Source organism: Citrobacter sp. CtB7.12 (assembly GCF_001297795.1).
GTDB lineage: Bacteria > Pseudomonadota > Gammaproteobacteria > Enterobacterales > Enterobacteriaceae > Citrobacter_A > Citrobacter_A amalonaticus.
Window position 1 is genome coordinate 334,779 of record NZ_LIFT01000002.1, and the last position, 13,667, is coordinate 348,445.

A 13,667-nucleotide genomic window follows, 5' to 3' on the forward strand; every position below is an offset into this window, starting at 1 on the left:
GTTATTGATCCTCCGCCGCTGCAACCGCCGGGTTTTCCGCTGGCAGATCGGTGTTGTTATCGCCCAACATGATGTGGTCAAGAATCTGACGCATAATGGTCCCCACCGCCGGGCCCGCTCCCCCGTTTTCCAGGATGATGGCGACGGCCACCTGCGGGTTGTTATACGGTGCAAATGCGGTCATCAGTTTATGGTCACGCAGACGCTCGGCAATTTTATGCGCGTTATAGGTTTCATTGGCTTTCAGGCCAAAGACCTGTGCGGTACCGGATTTAGCTGCAATTTTATATGGAGCGCTGGCAAAATATTTATGCGCGGTCCCGTTGCCACGGTTGGCGACGCCATACATGCCGTCTTTCGCCAGTTCCCAATAACCAGAATGAATATCGCCGACCGGTGGCTCCTGCGGTTGTACCCAGGGAACCTTCTTGCCGTTTTCTGCGGTACTCATCAGCAGATGAGGCACCTTCACGACGCCGTCATTAATCAGGATCATCAGCGCCTTACTCATCTGAATCGGCGTTGCCGTCCAGTAGCCCTGACCGATGCCGACCGGAATGGTATCGCCCTGATACCAGGGTTTTTTAAAGCGTTTGAGCTTCCATTCGCGGGTAGGCATGTTGCCGGAACGCTCTTCCGCCAGGTCGATACCGGTATAGTGACCGTAACCGAATTTGCCCATCCACTCGGAGAGGCGATCGATCCCCATGTCATAGGCGACCTGATAGAAGAAGGTATCCGCCGATTCTTCCAGTGATTTAGTAATGTTCAGATGTCCGTGACCCCATTTCTTCCAGTCACGGTAGCGTTTTTCCGAGCCGGGCAACTGCCACCAGCCAGGGTCAAACAGGCTGGTATTTCGGGTGATAACGCCCGCGCTTAATGCAGACACCGCGACATACGGTTTTACCGTCGACGCAGGTGGATAAACTCCCTGCGTTGCGCGGTTGACCAGCGGCGTGTTCGGATCGTTAAGCAAACCGGAATAGTCTTTACTGGAGATACCATCGACGAACAGGTTCGGGTCGTAACTGGGCATCGAAACCAGCGCCAGCACGCCGCCAGTGCGCGGGTCGGTGACCACCACGGCCGCGCGGCTACCGGCAAGCAGCGTCTCGATATACTGCTGCAGTTTGAGATCCAGCGTCAGGTAGATGTCGTGTCCGGCCTGTGGGGGGACTTCTTTGAGCTGACGGATGACGCGGCCACGGTTGTTGACCTCGACTTCCTCGTAGCCGGTTTGACCGTGCAGCACATCTTCGTAGTAGCGCTCAATCCCCAGTTTCCCGATGTCATGCGTCGCGGCGTAGTTGGCCAGTTTGCCGTCTTTATCCAGTCGCTCAACGTCTTTATCGTTAATCTTCGACACGTAGCCAATGACGTGGGTAAGTGCGGAACCGTATGGGTAGAACCGGCGCTTATACCCTTTCACTTCCACACCCGGGAAGCGGTACTGGTTCACGGCAAAACGCGCAACCTGTACTTCGGTGAGGTTGGTTTTGACGGGAATAGAGGTAAAGCGGTGGGAACGTGCGCGCTCTTTCTTGAAGGCGGCAATATCGTCATCGGTCAGGTCGACAACGCTGCGCAGGGCATCCAGCGTTTGCTGCACGTTATCAACCTTCTCGGGCATCATTTCGACCTGATAAATGGTGCGGTTCAGGGCGAGAGGAATGCCATTACGGTCATAAATAATGCCGCGGCTGGGGGCGATAGGCACCAGCTTAATCCGGTTCTCATTCGAGCGAGTCTGGTAATCGGTAAAACGGACGATCTGCAAGTTATACAGATTGGCGATAAGCACGCCGGTGAGCAGTAAGATACCCAAAAAAGCGACCAGCGCCCGGCGCACAAATAGCGCGGACTCAGCCGTATAGTCGCGAAAAGAATTCTGTAATTTCATCCGCTGCTTAGTCTACTCAAGCTCAATGATCACTCACGGTGATAAGGGTGATTAGTGGTAATGCTCCACGCCCGATACAGGCTCTCTGCCACCAGCACCCGGACAAGCGGATGGGGAAGCGTGAGTGCAGAGAGCGACCAACTTTGTTCTGCCGCGGCTTTGCAGGCAGGGGATAATCCCTCCGGCCCGCCAATTAACAGGCTGACATCACGACCGTCCAGTTTCCAGCGTTCCAGTTCGGTCGCCAGTTGCGGCGTGTCCCAGGGCTTACCGGGTATATCCAGGGTGACGATGCGATTTTTGCCAGCGGCAGCCAGCATCTGCTCACCCTCTTTGTCGAGAATACGCTTGATATCCGCGTTCTTGCCGCGTTTGCCGGCCGGAATTTCGATCAGCTCAAAAGGCATGTCTTTGGGAAAACGCCGCAGGTACTCGGTAAAACCGGTTTGTACCCAGTCGGGCATTTTCGTGCCTACCGCGACAAGTTGAAGCTTCACGCATTAACTCCAGAGTTTTTCCAGCTCATACAGGCGACGGCTCTCTTCCTGCATAACGTGGACAATCACTTCACCCAGGTCAACGACGATCCAGTCGGCGACGCTCTCACCTTCCACGCCCAGCGGCAGCATTCCCGCAGCGCGAGATTCCTGCACGACGTGGTCAGCAATAGACATAACGTGACGGCTGGAAGTACCGGTACAGATGATCATGCAGTCGGTGATACTGGATTTGCCCTGAACGTCTAAGGCGATGATGTCCTGACCTTTAAGGTCATCAATTTTGTCGATAACAAAATCCTGGAGTGCTTTACCCTGCAAGTTTTCCCCCTGGGTACATGAATGAGTATTAATAAGCCTGTCAGTATACCTGAACCCACCGGCTTTTCGGGACAAATGTCACCGGGCGGTTTTGGAAAGTGGGCTATCATCCCACCCCATGCAACAGAATGCATCGCCATTTTTGTAAAACAATTTCTGCAAAACGCTGAAGGGTGGGAAAAGTCTGGCAGCGGAGAATAGCAGCCTGTCCGGGGGTGTCAATGGGCGGAGCGTTGCTGGCGGTAAAAAACAGATATTTTACTCGCCGGGCGCCCATATCGCTCTGCTGTTGAGAACCCGAAGCGTGGCAAAATCGCCAGTAAAATCAATAGCACTCCAGCAGCCTTGCTCAACGCGAAAATGCCACATCGCCGCGGCGGGCATGGCAAGCAACCGGGCGATTAACAGGCTGAGAACACCCTGATGGCTGACTATCAGCACATGATCATGGTGCTGATAGTCAGCGAGGATCGAAATTGCCTGCTCAACGCGCTGGGCGAAAGCCTGAAATCCTTCCCCATTGGTGGGAACGGCATTTTGCCAGTCGTTGCACCAGGCCGCGTAGTTTTCGGCATCTTCGCGGGCCAGATCCTGGTGATGACGCATCTCCCAGTCACCAAAAAACATCTCATTGAGCTCAGGCTTCACCTGTAGCGGCAGTTCACGTCCCTGAAGCACTAAGCGCGCCGTGTGCTGCGCGCGCTCCAGCTCGCTACACAGCACCTGCTTAAAGGGAACCTGGCGAAGCAATGTATTCAGCGTTTGCGCCTGCGCCACGCCGCGCCCGGTCAACGGTGTGGGGGCATGACCGCTGTACAAACCCGCCACATTAGCCTCGGTTTCACCATGACGAACTAACCAGAGTCGCATTTATCCCTCGTGATACGTATTCGCGCAAAACATGATATTCGCCCTGAATGCGCGCGCTAATTTCTCTAAAATAGCCTCTTTTGCCAGGAGCGGCACGATGTCTCTATTCCAAAGCGCCCACGGCGGTAATATCCGTGAGGCGGCTGAGTTCCTCGGGATCTCGCCCGAGAAGTTGCTGGATTTTAGCGCGAATATTAATCCACTGGGTATGCCTGAAACGGTAAAACGCGCCATTGTCGACAATTTACACCTAGCCGAGCGCTATCCTGACGTCGATTACCGCCACCTGCATCAGGCACTGGCCCGACATCATCAGGTTCCTGTCGAATGGATCCTCGCCGGAAACGGTGAGACGGAGTCGATCTTCACCCTGGTAAACGGTTTGAAACCGCGGCGAGCGATGATCGTCGCGCCGGGATTTGCCGAATACCGCCGCGCGTTGCAGTGGAGCGAATGCGTCATTGATACGTTCATGCTGCGTGAAGAGGATGGCTGGCAACTGACCGGGGCGATTCTCGATGCGTTAACGGCAGAACTGGACTGTCTGTTTTTGTGCACGCCTAACAATCCCACCGGATTACTGCCGGAGCGGGCGTTACTCGAGGCGATTGCCGGGCGCTGTCAGGCGCTAAATATTGCGCTGATTCTTGATGAAGCATTTATCGATTTTATCGCAGACGAAGCGGGATTTATTCCGCTGTTAAAGGATAACCCGCATATCTGGGTTCTGCGTTCACTGACAAAATTCTATGCCATCCCGGGACTGCGGCTGGGATATCTCCTTAACAGCGATGTGCAGGCGGTCGCGGCGATGAGGGCGCGCCAGATGCCGTGGTCGATCAACGCTTTTGCTGCACTGGCAGGGGAACAGGTGCTGGAGGATACCGCGTATCAACAGGCGACATGGCAGTGGTTGCGGGAAGAGGGCGGACGTTTTTATCAGCAGCTGTGTGCGCTGTCGGGAATGACGGTCTATCCCGGTCAGGCGAATTATCTTCTGCTGCGTTGCGAAACCGATCTCCAGCGCGCTTTGCTGACGCGACATATTCTGATCCGCAGTTGCGCCAATTACCCAGGTCTTGATGGACGCTATTTCCGCGTGGCAATACGCAGTCAGGAAGAGAACAACCGCCTGCTGGCGGCGTTAACCGAAGTACTTAGCGATACAGTCCATGCTCATTGATATAGTCCAGCACCGCGTGCGGCATCAGATCATCACACGGTTCGCCGTTTTCCAGCCGCTCGCGGATGATCGTGGCGGAAATATTGAACCACGGCGTCTCGGCGAGATAAATTTTCCCTGCCGGTAGCTGGTGCAGATCGTCCGGCGTATTCGTCAGATGTTGATCCAGCCAATGCTGATGCTGTTCCTGCGCCATTTCAAGCGGATAGCCCGGACGGCGGCAGACAATCAGATGGGTATTGTCGAGAATGGTTTCGTAGTCGTGCCAGGTCGGGAAGGTCAGCAACGAGTCCTGGCCGATGATAAACGCCAGTGGGGCATCTGGACCTTGCTCTTCACGCCAGGCCTTTAGCGTTTGCGCCGTATAGGAAGGGGTGTCGTGCTTTAGTTCGCGCTCATCAAGGATAAACAACGGCTTGTCGGCAATTGCCAGTTCAAGCATAGTTTTGCGCTGTTCACTCGTCGCCTCTGGCTGCGGGCGATGAGGGGGAACATTATTAGGCATCACGATGACCCGTGATAAACCAATCAGATTGGCCAGCGTTTCCACGGGTTTGAGGTGACCATAGTGCACCGGATCAAAGGTGCCGCCAAAGAGTGCCTGTAACGATTTCATATCAGCCATCAATAAAAACTTCAGCCAGCGCTTTGTGGCAAATCAGCAGTGAGAGCCCTTCAAGCTCCGCCCAGACCGACTGGCCATAGTCCTGCTTCAGCGTGATTTCCGTACGTGTCAGTAACTGGACCGCCTGACGTAACTGCGCCGGACTCAGTCGGTTCAGCGCGTCGCCAATCATGCCCCGACGGTTTTGCCAGACGCGATGCTTATCAAAAAGCGTGCGCAGCGGGGTATGGGCCGACTGGCGTTTCAGCGTAACCAGCAGCAACAGTTCACGTTGCAGGGTTCGCAGCAAAATAACCGGTTCGCTGCCTTCCAGACGTAACTGCTGAAGAATGTGCAGTGCGCGCTTACTTTTGCCCATGATCAGCGCATCCACCCAATGGAATGGGGTGAAGTGGGCGGCATCATTAACGGCCTGCTCGACGCGAGGCAGGGTGAGCTTACCGTCGGGCCACAACAAGGACAAACGTTCCAGCGCCTGCGCCAGCGCCAGCAGGTTACCTTCATAGCAATAGCACAACAGTTGATTTGCTGCGTCGTCCAGCTGCAGATTATTTTGTTTTGCGCGCGCCGCCACCCAGCGGGGAAGTTGCGCCTGCTCCGGCGTCTGACAACTGATCTGTACGCTTCGATCGGTCAGCGCTTTAAACCATGCGGCATTTTCCTGGGCTTTGCTGAGCTTGTTACCGCGTACGATCAGCAGCAGATCGTCATGCAGCAACTGAACCAACGTCGCCAGTTGTTCATTAATCGCGGCATTCGGACCGTTTTCGGGCAGCAGCAACAACAGCGTCTGACGGCTGGCGAACAGACTCATCGCCTGGCATTGCGAGCACAATGCGTTCCAGTCGGTATTGTTGTCGAGAGTAAACGTGTGGTGTTCGTCGAACCCCTGCGTTGCCGCAACCTGACGGATGGCATCCTGGCCTTCCTGCAACAACAATGGGTCATTTCCAAGGAGCAGATACGCCGCGCGCAACCCTTCAGAGAGTTGCGCGCGGAGTTGTTCAGGGTACAACCGAATCATCAGTTACCCAGCGTGCTGGAGACACGCGTTGAAGAGGAAGCGGGTGCCGCTTCTTTATCGTCAACGGCAACCTCTTCTTGCGATGAGAGACGATCCGCAGCATGTACGCTTGGCAGCTTACGAATTAATTGCTCCGCCGCTCTGTCGTACATTTCTTTGATGATCATATCCTGCTCGTTATCCTTCGCCAGCGCCATCTGTGGGTTGTCGAAGAACGAACGGAATACCCGGACGCTGATAGGATAAATATCGTGACCAGGAATCAATACTGACGCATTAACCGTCATAATCATCTGATATTCCGCTGTCTGCCCATTCTGGAAGACAGATGCGGTATCTTTCGAAATGCTGACCCGACCCAGACGCAGAGACGGTACGTCTTTACGCAGCGTACTCTTATCCAGCAGCTCAACGTCGTTCAGACGCAGTTGGTTACGCACCGCACGGCTTAGCGGACCGTTCGGATCCCCCGTGTCCAGAATCATGGTTTTCATGGTGTCCGGTACCTGCGTGGTATTGCGCAGGTGCCAGCCACATCCGGCGGTGGTTAACACCGCCAGAGATAACAACAATGTTGCCAGATATCGCACGCTTCCTCCCGCGCTTAGCCAACGACCAGATTGAGGAGTTTACCCGGTACGTAAATCACTTTACGCACGGTAACGCCATCAAGATATTTAGCGACCAGATGTTCCTGTCCCGCACGTTCACGAACCTGCTCTTCTGTCGCATTCACCGGAACGGTGATTTTACCGCGCACCTTGCCGTTAACCTGAACCACGACCAGCGTGGAGTCTTCGACCATTGCGGCGTTGTCCGCGACCGGCCACGGCGCGTTGTCGATGTCGCCTTCGCCTTTCAGCGCCTGCCACAGCGTAAAGCAGACGTGCGGGGTGAACGGGTTAAGCATCCGGACTACTGCCAGCAGCGCTTCCTGCATCAGCGCGCGATCCTGCTCGTCATCCTGCGGGGCTTTCGCCAGCTTGTTCATCAGCTCCATCACGGCGGCAATCGCGGTGTTGAAGGTCTGACGGCGGCCGATATCATCGGTCACTTTGGCGATCGTTTTGTGTACATCGCGACGCAGCGCTTTCTGATCTTCTGTCAGCACGTCAACGTTCAGCGACGCAACATCGCCACGGGAAGTGTGTTCATACACCAGTTTCCAGACACGTTTCAGGAAGCGGTTAGCGCCTTCCACGCCGGACTCCTGCCATTCCAGCGTCATATCAGCCGGAGAGGCGAACATCATAAATAGACGCACGGTATCCGCGCCGTAACGTTCAACCATTACCTGCGGGTCGATACCGTTGTTTTTCGACTTGGACATTTTGCTCATGCCGGTATACACCAGCTCATGGCCCGCCGCGTCTTTCGCCTTCACGATACGGCCTTTCTCGTCGCGTTCAACGATCGCATCCACCGGAGAAACCCAGTTACGCTCGCCGTTTTCGCCCACATAGTAGAACGCATCCGCCAGTACCATCCCCTGACACAGCAACTGTTTCGCCGGTTCGTCAGAGTTCACCATGCCGGCATCGCGCATCAGTTTGTGGAAGAAGCGGAAGTAGAGCAGGTGCATGATGGCATGTTCGATACCGCCAATGTAAATATCTACCGGCAGCCAGTAGTTTGCCGCTTTGGAATCCAGCATCCCTTCCTGATACTGCGGACAGGTGTAGCGCGCATAGTACCAGGATGACTCCATAAAGGTGTCGAAAGTGTCAGTTTCGCGCAGTGCAGGCTGGCCATTAACGGTGGTTTTTGCCCATTCAGGATCGGCTTTGATCGGGCTGGTGATGCCGTCCATCACGACATCTTCCGGCAGGATCACCGGCAATTGATCTTCCGGCGTTGGCAGCACGGTGCCGTCTTCCAGCGTGACCATCGGGATCGGCGCACCCCAGTAACGCTGACGGGAAACGCCCCAGTCGCGCAGACGGTAGTTGATCTTACGCTCGCCCACGCCTTTGGCGGCCAGCTTATCGGCAATGGCGTTGAAGGCCGCGTCGAAGGCCAGACCGTCAAATTCGCCAGAGTTAAACAGAACGCCCTTATCGGTCATCGCCTGTTCGGAAAGATCCGGCTCAGAACCATCGGCTGCCAGGATAACCGGTTTAATGGTTAAGCCGTATTTGGTGGCAAATTCGTAGTCGCGCTGATCGTGACCCGGTACGGCCATGACCGCGCCGGTGCCGTATTCCATCAGCACAAAGTTAGCCGCCCAGACCGGGATTGCTTCGCCAGTCAGCGGGTGAACCGCCTTAAAGCCGGTATCGACGCCTTTTTTCTCCATGGTTGCCATGTCAGCTTCGGCCACTTTGGTGTTACGGCATTCGTCGATAAAGGCTGCCAGTTCAGGGTTGTTCTCTGCCGCTTTCTGCGCCAGCGGGTGACCAGCGGCAACCGCCAGGTAGGTGGCACCCATAAAGGTGTCCGGGCGGGTCGTGTAAACGGTCAGCGTGTTGTCATAATCGTTCACGTTGAAGGTGATTTCCACGCCTTCAGAACGACCAATCCAGTTGCGCTGCATCGTTTTCACGGTGTCAGGCCAGTGATCCAGTTTATCCAGATCGTTGAGCAGTTCATCGGCATAGGCGGTGATTTTAATAAACCACTGTGGGATCTCTTTACGCTCAACTTTGGTGTCGCAGCGCCAGCAGCAGCCGTCGATAACCTGTTCGTTCGCCAGTACGGTCTGATCGTTCGGGCACCAGTTGACCGCAGAGGTCTTTTTGTAGACCAGACCTTTTTTGTACAGTTCGGTGAAGAATTTCTGCTCCCAGCGATAGTATTCCGGGGTACAGGTCGCCAGCTCGCGGCTCCAGTCATAGCCAAAGCCCAGCATTTTGAGCTGGTTCTTCATGTAGGCGATATTATCGTAGGTCCACGGTGCCGGCGCGGTGTTGTTTTTTACCGCCGCGCCTTCTGCAGGCAGGCCGAATGCGTCCCAGCCGATAGGCTGCAGCACGTTTTTGCCCAGCATGCGCTGATAACGGGCGATCACGTCACCGATGGTGTAGTTACGTACGTGGCCCATGTGTAGTCGACCAGAAGGATAGGGAAGCATAGACAGGCAGTAATACTTCTCTTTGCTCTCGTCTTCGGTAACTTCAAATGTGCGCTTCTCATCCCAGTGAAGCTGTACTTTGGATTCTATCTCTTCCGGGCGGTATTGCTCTTGCATGGCAGCCAGTGGTCCTGTTTTCAATACAGCTACAAACGTAGCTTCGATGTGGTGTTTCAGATCCGCATAGCATAGCCCAAACGCCCGCGTCAAAACAGCCTTTCGCGCATTCAGGTTCGAATTCACGCCACGATAATCCTTGCACGAATTTACACACTCTGTGGACAGTCTTGCAAAGCGTAACCCAAATAACGTCTATTATTATAGACAGTTAACGACCCAGGAGGCGAAACGATGAACAAGGTTGCTCAATATTACCGTGAACTGGTGGCGTCATTAAGTGAACGTCTGCGCAATGGCGAGCGTGATATCGATGCGCTGGTGGAACAGGCGCGGCAGCGGGTTTTGCAGGCCGGGGAGTTAACGCGAACCGAAGTGGACGAACTGATCCGCGCGGTCCGACGTGACCTGGAGGAATTTGCCCTCAGCTACGAAGAGAGCCTGGAGGAGGAGTCCGACAGCGTCTTTATGCGGGTAATTAAAGAGAGCCTGTGGCAGGAGCTGGCGGATATCACGGACAAAACGCAGCTCGAATGGCGTGAGGTGTTTCAGGATCTAAGTCATCACGGGGTATATCACAGCGGCGAAGTGGTGGGCCTGGGCAATCTGGTCTGTGAAAAGTGTCATTTTCACTTGGCGGTGTATACGCCGGATGTGTTGCCATTGTGCCCAAAATGCGGACACGACCAGTTTCAGCGTCGTCCGTTTGAACCGTAATCTAGTCTGATGCCGAGGTTGACGCATCTTATCAGGCCTACGGTGACTCATTACGTAGGCCGAATAAGCGTCAGCACCGTCCGGCATTGGTCATGCGTAAAACTGTAGCCGTTCTGCCAGCAGGTCTACAAATCCCTGACGATTGACATCCACCATCACGGTGGCATTCGGTTTATTGCCCGTCAGGAAGTAATAGTCCACCACGGTCATCCCCTGAGTGTATTTCCCCTGAGTTTCCACCCCAACCCAGCGTTCAACGGTGGTAAACAGTTCGGGTTTCAACAGCCAGGCGATGGTGCACGGGTCGTGCAGCGGTGCGCCGGTAAATCCCCATTTCTCGTCTTTATGATACTCGAGGAAGAAGTCGAGTAGTTCAGCAACGATCGTGGAAACCGGGTTACCAATGGCGCGGAAGCGTTCGGTATCTGCGACATGAATTTGTGCTTTATGCGTGACGTCCAGACCGGCCATCACCACCGGAATCCCCGACTGGAAGACGATTTCTGCGGCTTCAGGGTCGACATAGATATTGAATTCGGCGGCAGGCGTCCAGTTGCCCAACCCCATCGCGCCGCCCATGATCACGATACGGGCGATTTTGTCACGCAGTTCAGGATGGCTGTTCAGCAACAGTGCGACGTTGGTTTGCGGCCCGGTTGAGACAAGGGTGACCGGTTGTGTGCTCTCGCGCAACGTCTTTGCCATCAGCTCAACGGCGGTGCATGGCTGCGGCGCAAAGGCGGGTTCCGGTAGCGCCGGGCCATCCAGTCCGCTTTCACCGTGGACGTTATCGGCAATGATCAATTCACGCATCAGGGGCTTGGGCGCGCCGCCCGCCACTGGAATGTCCGTGCGGTTCAGCAACGTTAACATTCGCAATACGTTGCGTAGCGTTTTATCGGGTGTCTGGTTTCCTGCGGATGAGGTGATGGCTTTAACGTCAAGTTCCGGTGAGGCGAGGGCGAGAACCAGTGCGATCGCGTCATCATGACCCGGGTCGCAATCTATGATTATTGGCAGTGCCATTGTTGCTCCTTATGAATGCTACATTGTGGCAAGGGTAACGCTGGGGTGAAAATGATTCGAGGAGCGAGGCAAGAAAGCGTGAGATGGCGCGCACTCTGACATGCGCGCCGAAAAGATTAATGCAGGATTTTGGCGAGGAAGTCTTTTGCGCGTTCGGATTTCGGGTTAGCGAAGAACTCTTCTTTCGGTGAGTCCTCAACGATTTTCCCTTCGTCCATAAAGATCACCCGATTCGCCACTTTGCGGGCAAAGCCCATTTCATGGGTCACCACCATCATGGTCATCCCTTCGTTGGCCAGTTCAACCATAACGTCCAGTACTTCGTTGATCATCTCTGGATCAAGTGCCGAAGTGGGTTCATCGAACAGCATGGCGATAGGATCCATACACAGCGCGCGGGCAATCGCCACACGCTGCTGCTGGCCGCCGGAAAGCTGCGCTGGATATTTATTGGCATGCGCGGCAAGGCCCACGCGTTCCAGCAACTTCTGCGCTTTTTCACGCGCCGGGGCTTTATCACGCTTAAGCACTTTTACCTGCGCCAGGGTCAGGTTTTCAATAATCGACAGATGCGGGAACAGCTCAAAGTGCTGGAACACCATCCCGACGCGTGAGCGTAACTTCGCCAGATCGGTTTTTTTGTCGTTGACCATGATACCGTTCACGGTGATTTCACCTTTTTGCACCGGCTCCAGGCCGTTAACGGTTTTGATCAGCGTCGACTTTCCGGAACCTGACGGGCCGCAGACGACCACCACTTCGCCTTTTTTCACTTCCGTGGAGCAGTCGGTCAGCACCTGAAAGTGACCATACCATTTAGAAACATTTTTCAGGGTAATCATTAAACTGTCCTTTTCTTCAAATAGCTGACCAACAACGATGCGCTCAGGCTGATAACAAAGTAAACGGCACCGGCAAACAGGATCATTTCGACCTGTGTACCATCACGCTCGCCAATCGTAGACGCAGTGCGGAAGAAATCCGCGAGACTTAAGACGTACACCAGAGACGTATCCTGGAACAGGACGATGCCCTGCGTCAGCAGCAGCGGTACCATCGCGCGAAACGCCTGCGGCAAAATGATGAGCTTCATTGACTGCCAGTGGGTCATCCCCAACGCCAGCGCCGCACTTGACTGTCCGCGGGAAATACTCTGGATGCCCGCACGGATAATTTCGGAGTAATAGGCGGCTTCAAACATCGAAAATGCGACCATTGCCGAAATCAGGCGAATATCGGTTTTCGGCGACAGCCCCAGTACATCCTGTAATAGCCCCGGCACAATCAGATAGAACCACAACAGTACCATCACCAGCGGGATGGAGCGGAAGACGTTAACGTACGCTTTAGCAAACCAGGCGACAGGCGCAAAACTGGAAAGGCGCATAACGGCGAGAATAGTGCCCCAGACAATACCGATAATCACCGCGGTGACGGTAATTTTCAGCGTAATGAGCAGCCCATCCAGCAGATAGGGCAGGGAAGGGACAATTGAACTCCAGTCGAATTCGTACATTATTTGCCTCCCAGATTGCCAGGCAGGCGGATTTTACGTTCCACCAGACTCATCACCAGCATGATGAAGGCATTAATCAACACGTACGCCAGGGTAATGGCGGTAAATGACTCCCAGGCATGCGCCGAGTAATCGAGCAGCTTTCCGGCCTGCGCGGCCATATCGACCAGACCGATGGTCGAGGCGATGGCGGAGTTTTTCACCAGGTTCATCATCTCAGAGGTCATCGGCGGGACGATCACGCGATAGGCGTTAGGCAACAACACGTAGCGGTAGGCCTGCGGCAGGGTCAGTCCCATCGCGAGCGCTGCGTTTTTTTGACCGCGTGGCAGTGACTGAATGGCGGCACGAACCTGTTCGCAAACGCGCGCGGCGGTAAACAGCCCCAGACAGAGCATGGACGATACGAAGAACTGAATATTGGGATCCAGTTCTGCCTTAAACCACATGCCAAGATCTTCTGGCAGCAGTTCAGGCACCACCAGATACCAGGTGAAGAACTGGACGATCAGCGGTACGTTACGGAACAGTTCTACATACAGGGTGCCGATCCCGGAAAAGAAGCGATTCGGGACGGTGCGTAAAATGCCAAATAAAGAACCGACCAGGAAGGCAATGATCCAGGCGGTGATGGAAAGTGCGACGGTAACCTGGAAACCGCTCCAGAGCCAGCCGAGATAGGTGGTGTTGCCGAATGGGGCCTGTTGTAAAAAAATGCCCCAGTTCCAGTCTATTGACATACATCTACTCCGAAAAAATAAGGGTAGCAGCGCTACCCTCGAAGATTGTTATCCAGCG

The 13,667-nt window shown here is 54.7% G+C and carries 15 protein-coding genes; 3 read left to right on the forward strand and 12 right to left on the reverse strand.

The annotated features are described in order from the left end of the window. Window position 1 precedes the first annotated feature (1 nt). The 3 genes from mrdA to rsfS are packed head-to-tail and all read right to left on the reverse strand — an operon-like array spanning window position 2 to window position 2,721. Window positions 2-1,903: a peptidoglycan DD-transpeptidase MrdA gene (mrdA, locus tag AOY24_RS03115; protein WP_043001424.1), complete on the reverse strand. Its 1,902-nt coding sequence runs from the start codon at window positions 1,901-1,903 to the stop codon at window positions 2-4. 29 nt (window positions 1,904-1,932) lie between these two features. Then, window positions 1,933-2,400 (reverse strand): 23S rRNA (pseudouridine(1915)-N(3))-methyltransferase RlmH, encoded by a 468-nt coding sequence (gene rlmH, locus AOY24_RS03120; protein ID WP_003022725.1) that lies wholly within the window; start codon window positions 2,398-2,400, stop codon window positions 1,933-1,935. 3 nt (window positions 2,401-2,403) lie between these two features. Beyond that, a complete protein-coding gene (rsfS, locus tag AOY24_RS03125; RefSeq protein WP_012904988.1) occupies window positions 2,404-2,721 on the reverse strand; it encodes a ribosome silencing factor in 318 nt (105 codons plus the stop codon). A 21-nt stretch (window positions 2,722-2,742) separates the two neighbouring features. Here rsfS and AOY24_RS25320 point away from each other — a divergent pair, with 21 nt between their 5' ends. Further along, window positions 2,743-2,922, forward strand: a complete 180-nt coding sequence (locus tag AOY24_RS25320) for a hypothetical protein (protein ID WP_154294381.1) — start codon at window positions 2,743-2,745, stop codon at window positions 2,920-2,922. Between the two features lie 57 nt (window positions 2,923-2,979). Here the strand turns inward: AOY24_RS25320 and AOY24_RS03130 are convergent, their stop codons facing one another. Next, window positions 2,980-3,591, reverse strand: a complete 612-nt coding sequence (locus tag AOY24_RS03130; protein WP_044328080.1) for an adenosylcobalamin/alpha-ribazole phosphatase — start codon at window positions 3,589-3,591, stop codon at window positions 2,980-2,982. Window positions 3,592-3,688: 97 nt separating this feature from the next. On the opposite strand from AOY24_RS03130, the gene cobD reads away from it, so the two are divergent. Continuing rightward, entirely contained in the window at window positions 3,689-4,774 is a 1,086-nt protein-coding gene (gene cobD / locus AOY24_RS03135; protein ID WP_054176131.1) for a threonine-phosphate decarboxylase CobD, read from the forward strand. On the opposite strand, the gene nadD is transcribed toward cobD, so the two are convergent. From nadD to leuS, 4 genes are read right to left on the reverse strand one after another with little or no spacing between them, the layout of a single operon-like run. Next, window positions 4,749-5,390: a nicotinate-nucleotide adenylyltransferase gene (nadD, locus tag AOY24_RS03140; protein WP_080343225.1), complete on the reverse strand. Its 642-nt coding sequence runs from the start codon at window positions 5,388-5,390 to the stop codon at window positions 4,749-4,751. The two genes, cobD and nadD, sit on opposite strands and share 26 nt — an antisense overlap. 1 nt (window position 5,391) lies before the next feature. After that, window positions 5,392-6,423 (reverse strand): DNA polymerase III subunit delta, encoded by a 1,032-nt coding sequence (gene holA, locus AOY24_RS03145; RefSeq protein ID WP_044266379.1) that lies wholly within the window; start codon window positions 6,421-6,423, stop codon window positions 5,392-5,394. Continuing rightward, window positions 6,423-7,013 (reverse strand): LPS assembly lipoprotein LptE, encoded by a 591-nt coding sequence (lptE, locus tag AOY24_RS03150; protein WP_043001418.1) that lies wholly within the window; start codon window positions 7,011-7,013, stop codon window positions 6,423-6,425. Before lptE ends, holA begins: the two co-directional genes overlap by 1 nt. Window positions 7,014-7,027: 14 nt before the next feature. Further along, window positions 7,028-9,610, reverse strand: a complete 2,583-nt coding sequence (gene leuS / locus AOY24_RS03155) for a leucine--tRNA ligase (protein ID WP_082366166.1) — start codon at window positions 9,608-9,610, stop codon at window positions 7,028-7,030. Window positions 9,611-9,844: 234 nt separating this feature from the next. Here leuS and AOY24_RS03160 point away from each other — a divergent pair, with 234 nt between their 5' ends. Further along, window positions 9,845-10,327, forward strand: a complete 483-nt coding sequence (locus AOY24_RS03160) for a zinc ribbon-containing protein (protein WP_044266378.1) — start codon at window positions 9,845-9,847, stop codon at window positions 10,325-10,327. A 90-nt stretch (window positions 10,328-10,417) separates the two neighbouring features. On the opposite strand, the gene rihA is transcribed toward AOY24_RS03160, so the two are convergent. The 4 genes from rihA to gltJ all read right to left on the reverse strand — a co-directional run bounded on the left by rihA (window position 10,418) and on the right by gltJ (window position 13,609). Next, on the reverse strand, window positions 10,418-11,353 hold the full coding sequence (gene rihA, locus AOY24_RS03165; RefSeq protein WP_044266376.1) for a pyrimidine-specific ribonucleoside hydrolase RihA: 936 nt from the start codon (window positions 11,351-11,353) through the stop codon (window positions 10,418-10,420). A gap of 116 nt (window positions 11,354-11,469) precedes the next feature. After that, on the reverse strand, window positions 11,470-12,195 hold the full coding sequence (gltL, locus tag AOY24_RS03170; protein WP_043001415.1) for a glutamate/aspartate ABC transporter ATP-binding protein GltL: 726 nt from the start codon (window positions 12,193-12,195) through the stop codon (window positions 11,470-11,472). Beyond that, window positions 12,195-12,869, reverse strand: coding sequence for a glutamate/aspartate ABC transporter permease GltK (gltK, locus tag AOY24_RS03175; RefSeq protein ID WP_043001414.1), 675 nt, complete (start codon window positions 12,867-12,869; stop codon window positions 12,195-12,197). Before gltK ends, gltL begins: the two co-directional genes overlap by 1 nt. Continuing rightward, window positions 12,869-13,609 (reverse strand): glutamate/aspartate ABC transporter permease GltJ, encoded by a 741-nt coding sequence (gltJ, locus tag AOY24_RS03180; protein WP_044256590.1) that lies wholly within the window; start codon window positions 13,607-13,609, stop codon window positions 12,869-12,871. The genes gltK and gltJ overlap by 1 nt, the downstream gene beginning before the upstream one ends. Between the last annotated feature and the right edge of the window lie 58 nt (window positions 13,610-13,667).

Excerpts from the sequence above, each read along its gene's own strand:
- mrdA (WP_043001424.1), bottom strand. The coding sequence starts at position 1,903 with ATGAAATTACAGAATTCTTTTCGCGACTATACGGCTGAGTCCGCGCTA.
- AOY24_RS25320 (WP_154294381.1), top strand. The coding sequence starts at position 2,743 with ATGAGTATTAATAAGCCTGTCAGTATACCTGAACCCACCGGCTTTTCG.
- AOY24_RS03130 (WP_044328080.1), bottom strand. The coding sequence starts at position 3,591 with ATGCGACTCTGGTTAGTTCGTCATGGTGAAACCGAGGCTAATGTGGCG.
- cobD (WP_054176131.1), top strand. The coding sequence starts at position 3,689 with ATGTCTCTATTCCAAAGCGCCCACGGCGGTAATATCCGTGAGGCGGCT.
- nadD (WP_080343225.1), bottom strand. The coding sequence starts at position 5,390 with ATGAAATCGTTACAGGCACTCTTTGGCGGCACCTTTGATCCGGTGCAC.
- holA (WP_044266379.1), bottom strand. The coding sequence starts at position 6,423 with ATGATTCGGTTGTACCCTGAACAACTCCGCGCGCAACTCTCTGAAGGG.
- leuS (WP_082366166.1), bottom strand. The coding sequence starts at position 9,610 with ATGCAAGAGCAATACCGCCCGGAAGAGATAGAATCCAAAGTACAGCTT.
- AOY24_RS03160 (WP_044266378.1), top strand. The coding sequence starts at position 9,845 with ATGAACAAGGTTGCTCAATATTACCGTGAACTGGTGGCGTCATTAAGT.
- rihA (WP_044266376.1), bottom strand. The coding sequence starts at position 11,353 with ATGGCACTGCCAATAATCATAGATTGCGACCCGGGTCATGATGACGCG.
- gltL (WP_043001415.1), bottom strand. The coding sequence starts at position 12,195 with ATGATTACCCTGAAAAATGTTTCTAAATGGTATGGTCACTTTCAGGTG.
- gltK (WP_043001414.1), bottom strand. The coding sequence starts at position 12,869 with ATGTACGAATTCGACTGGAGTTCAATTGTCCCTTCCCTGCCCTATCTG.
- gltJ (WP_044256590.1), bottom strand. The coding sequence starts at position 13,609 with ATGTCAATAGACTGGAACTGGGGCATTTTTTTACAACAGGCCCCATTC.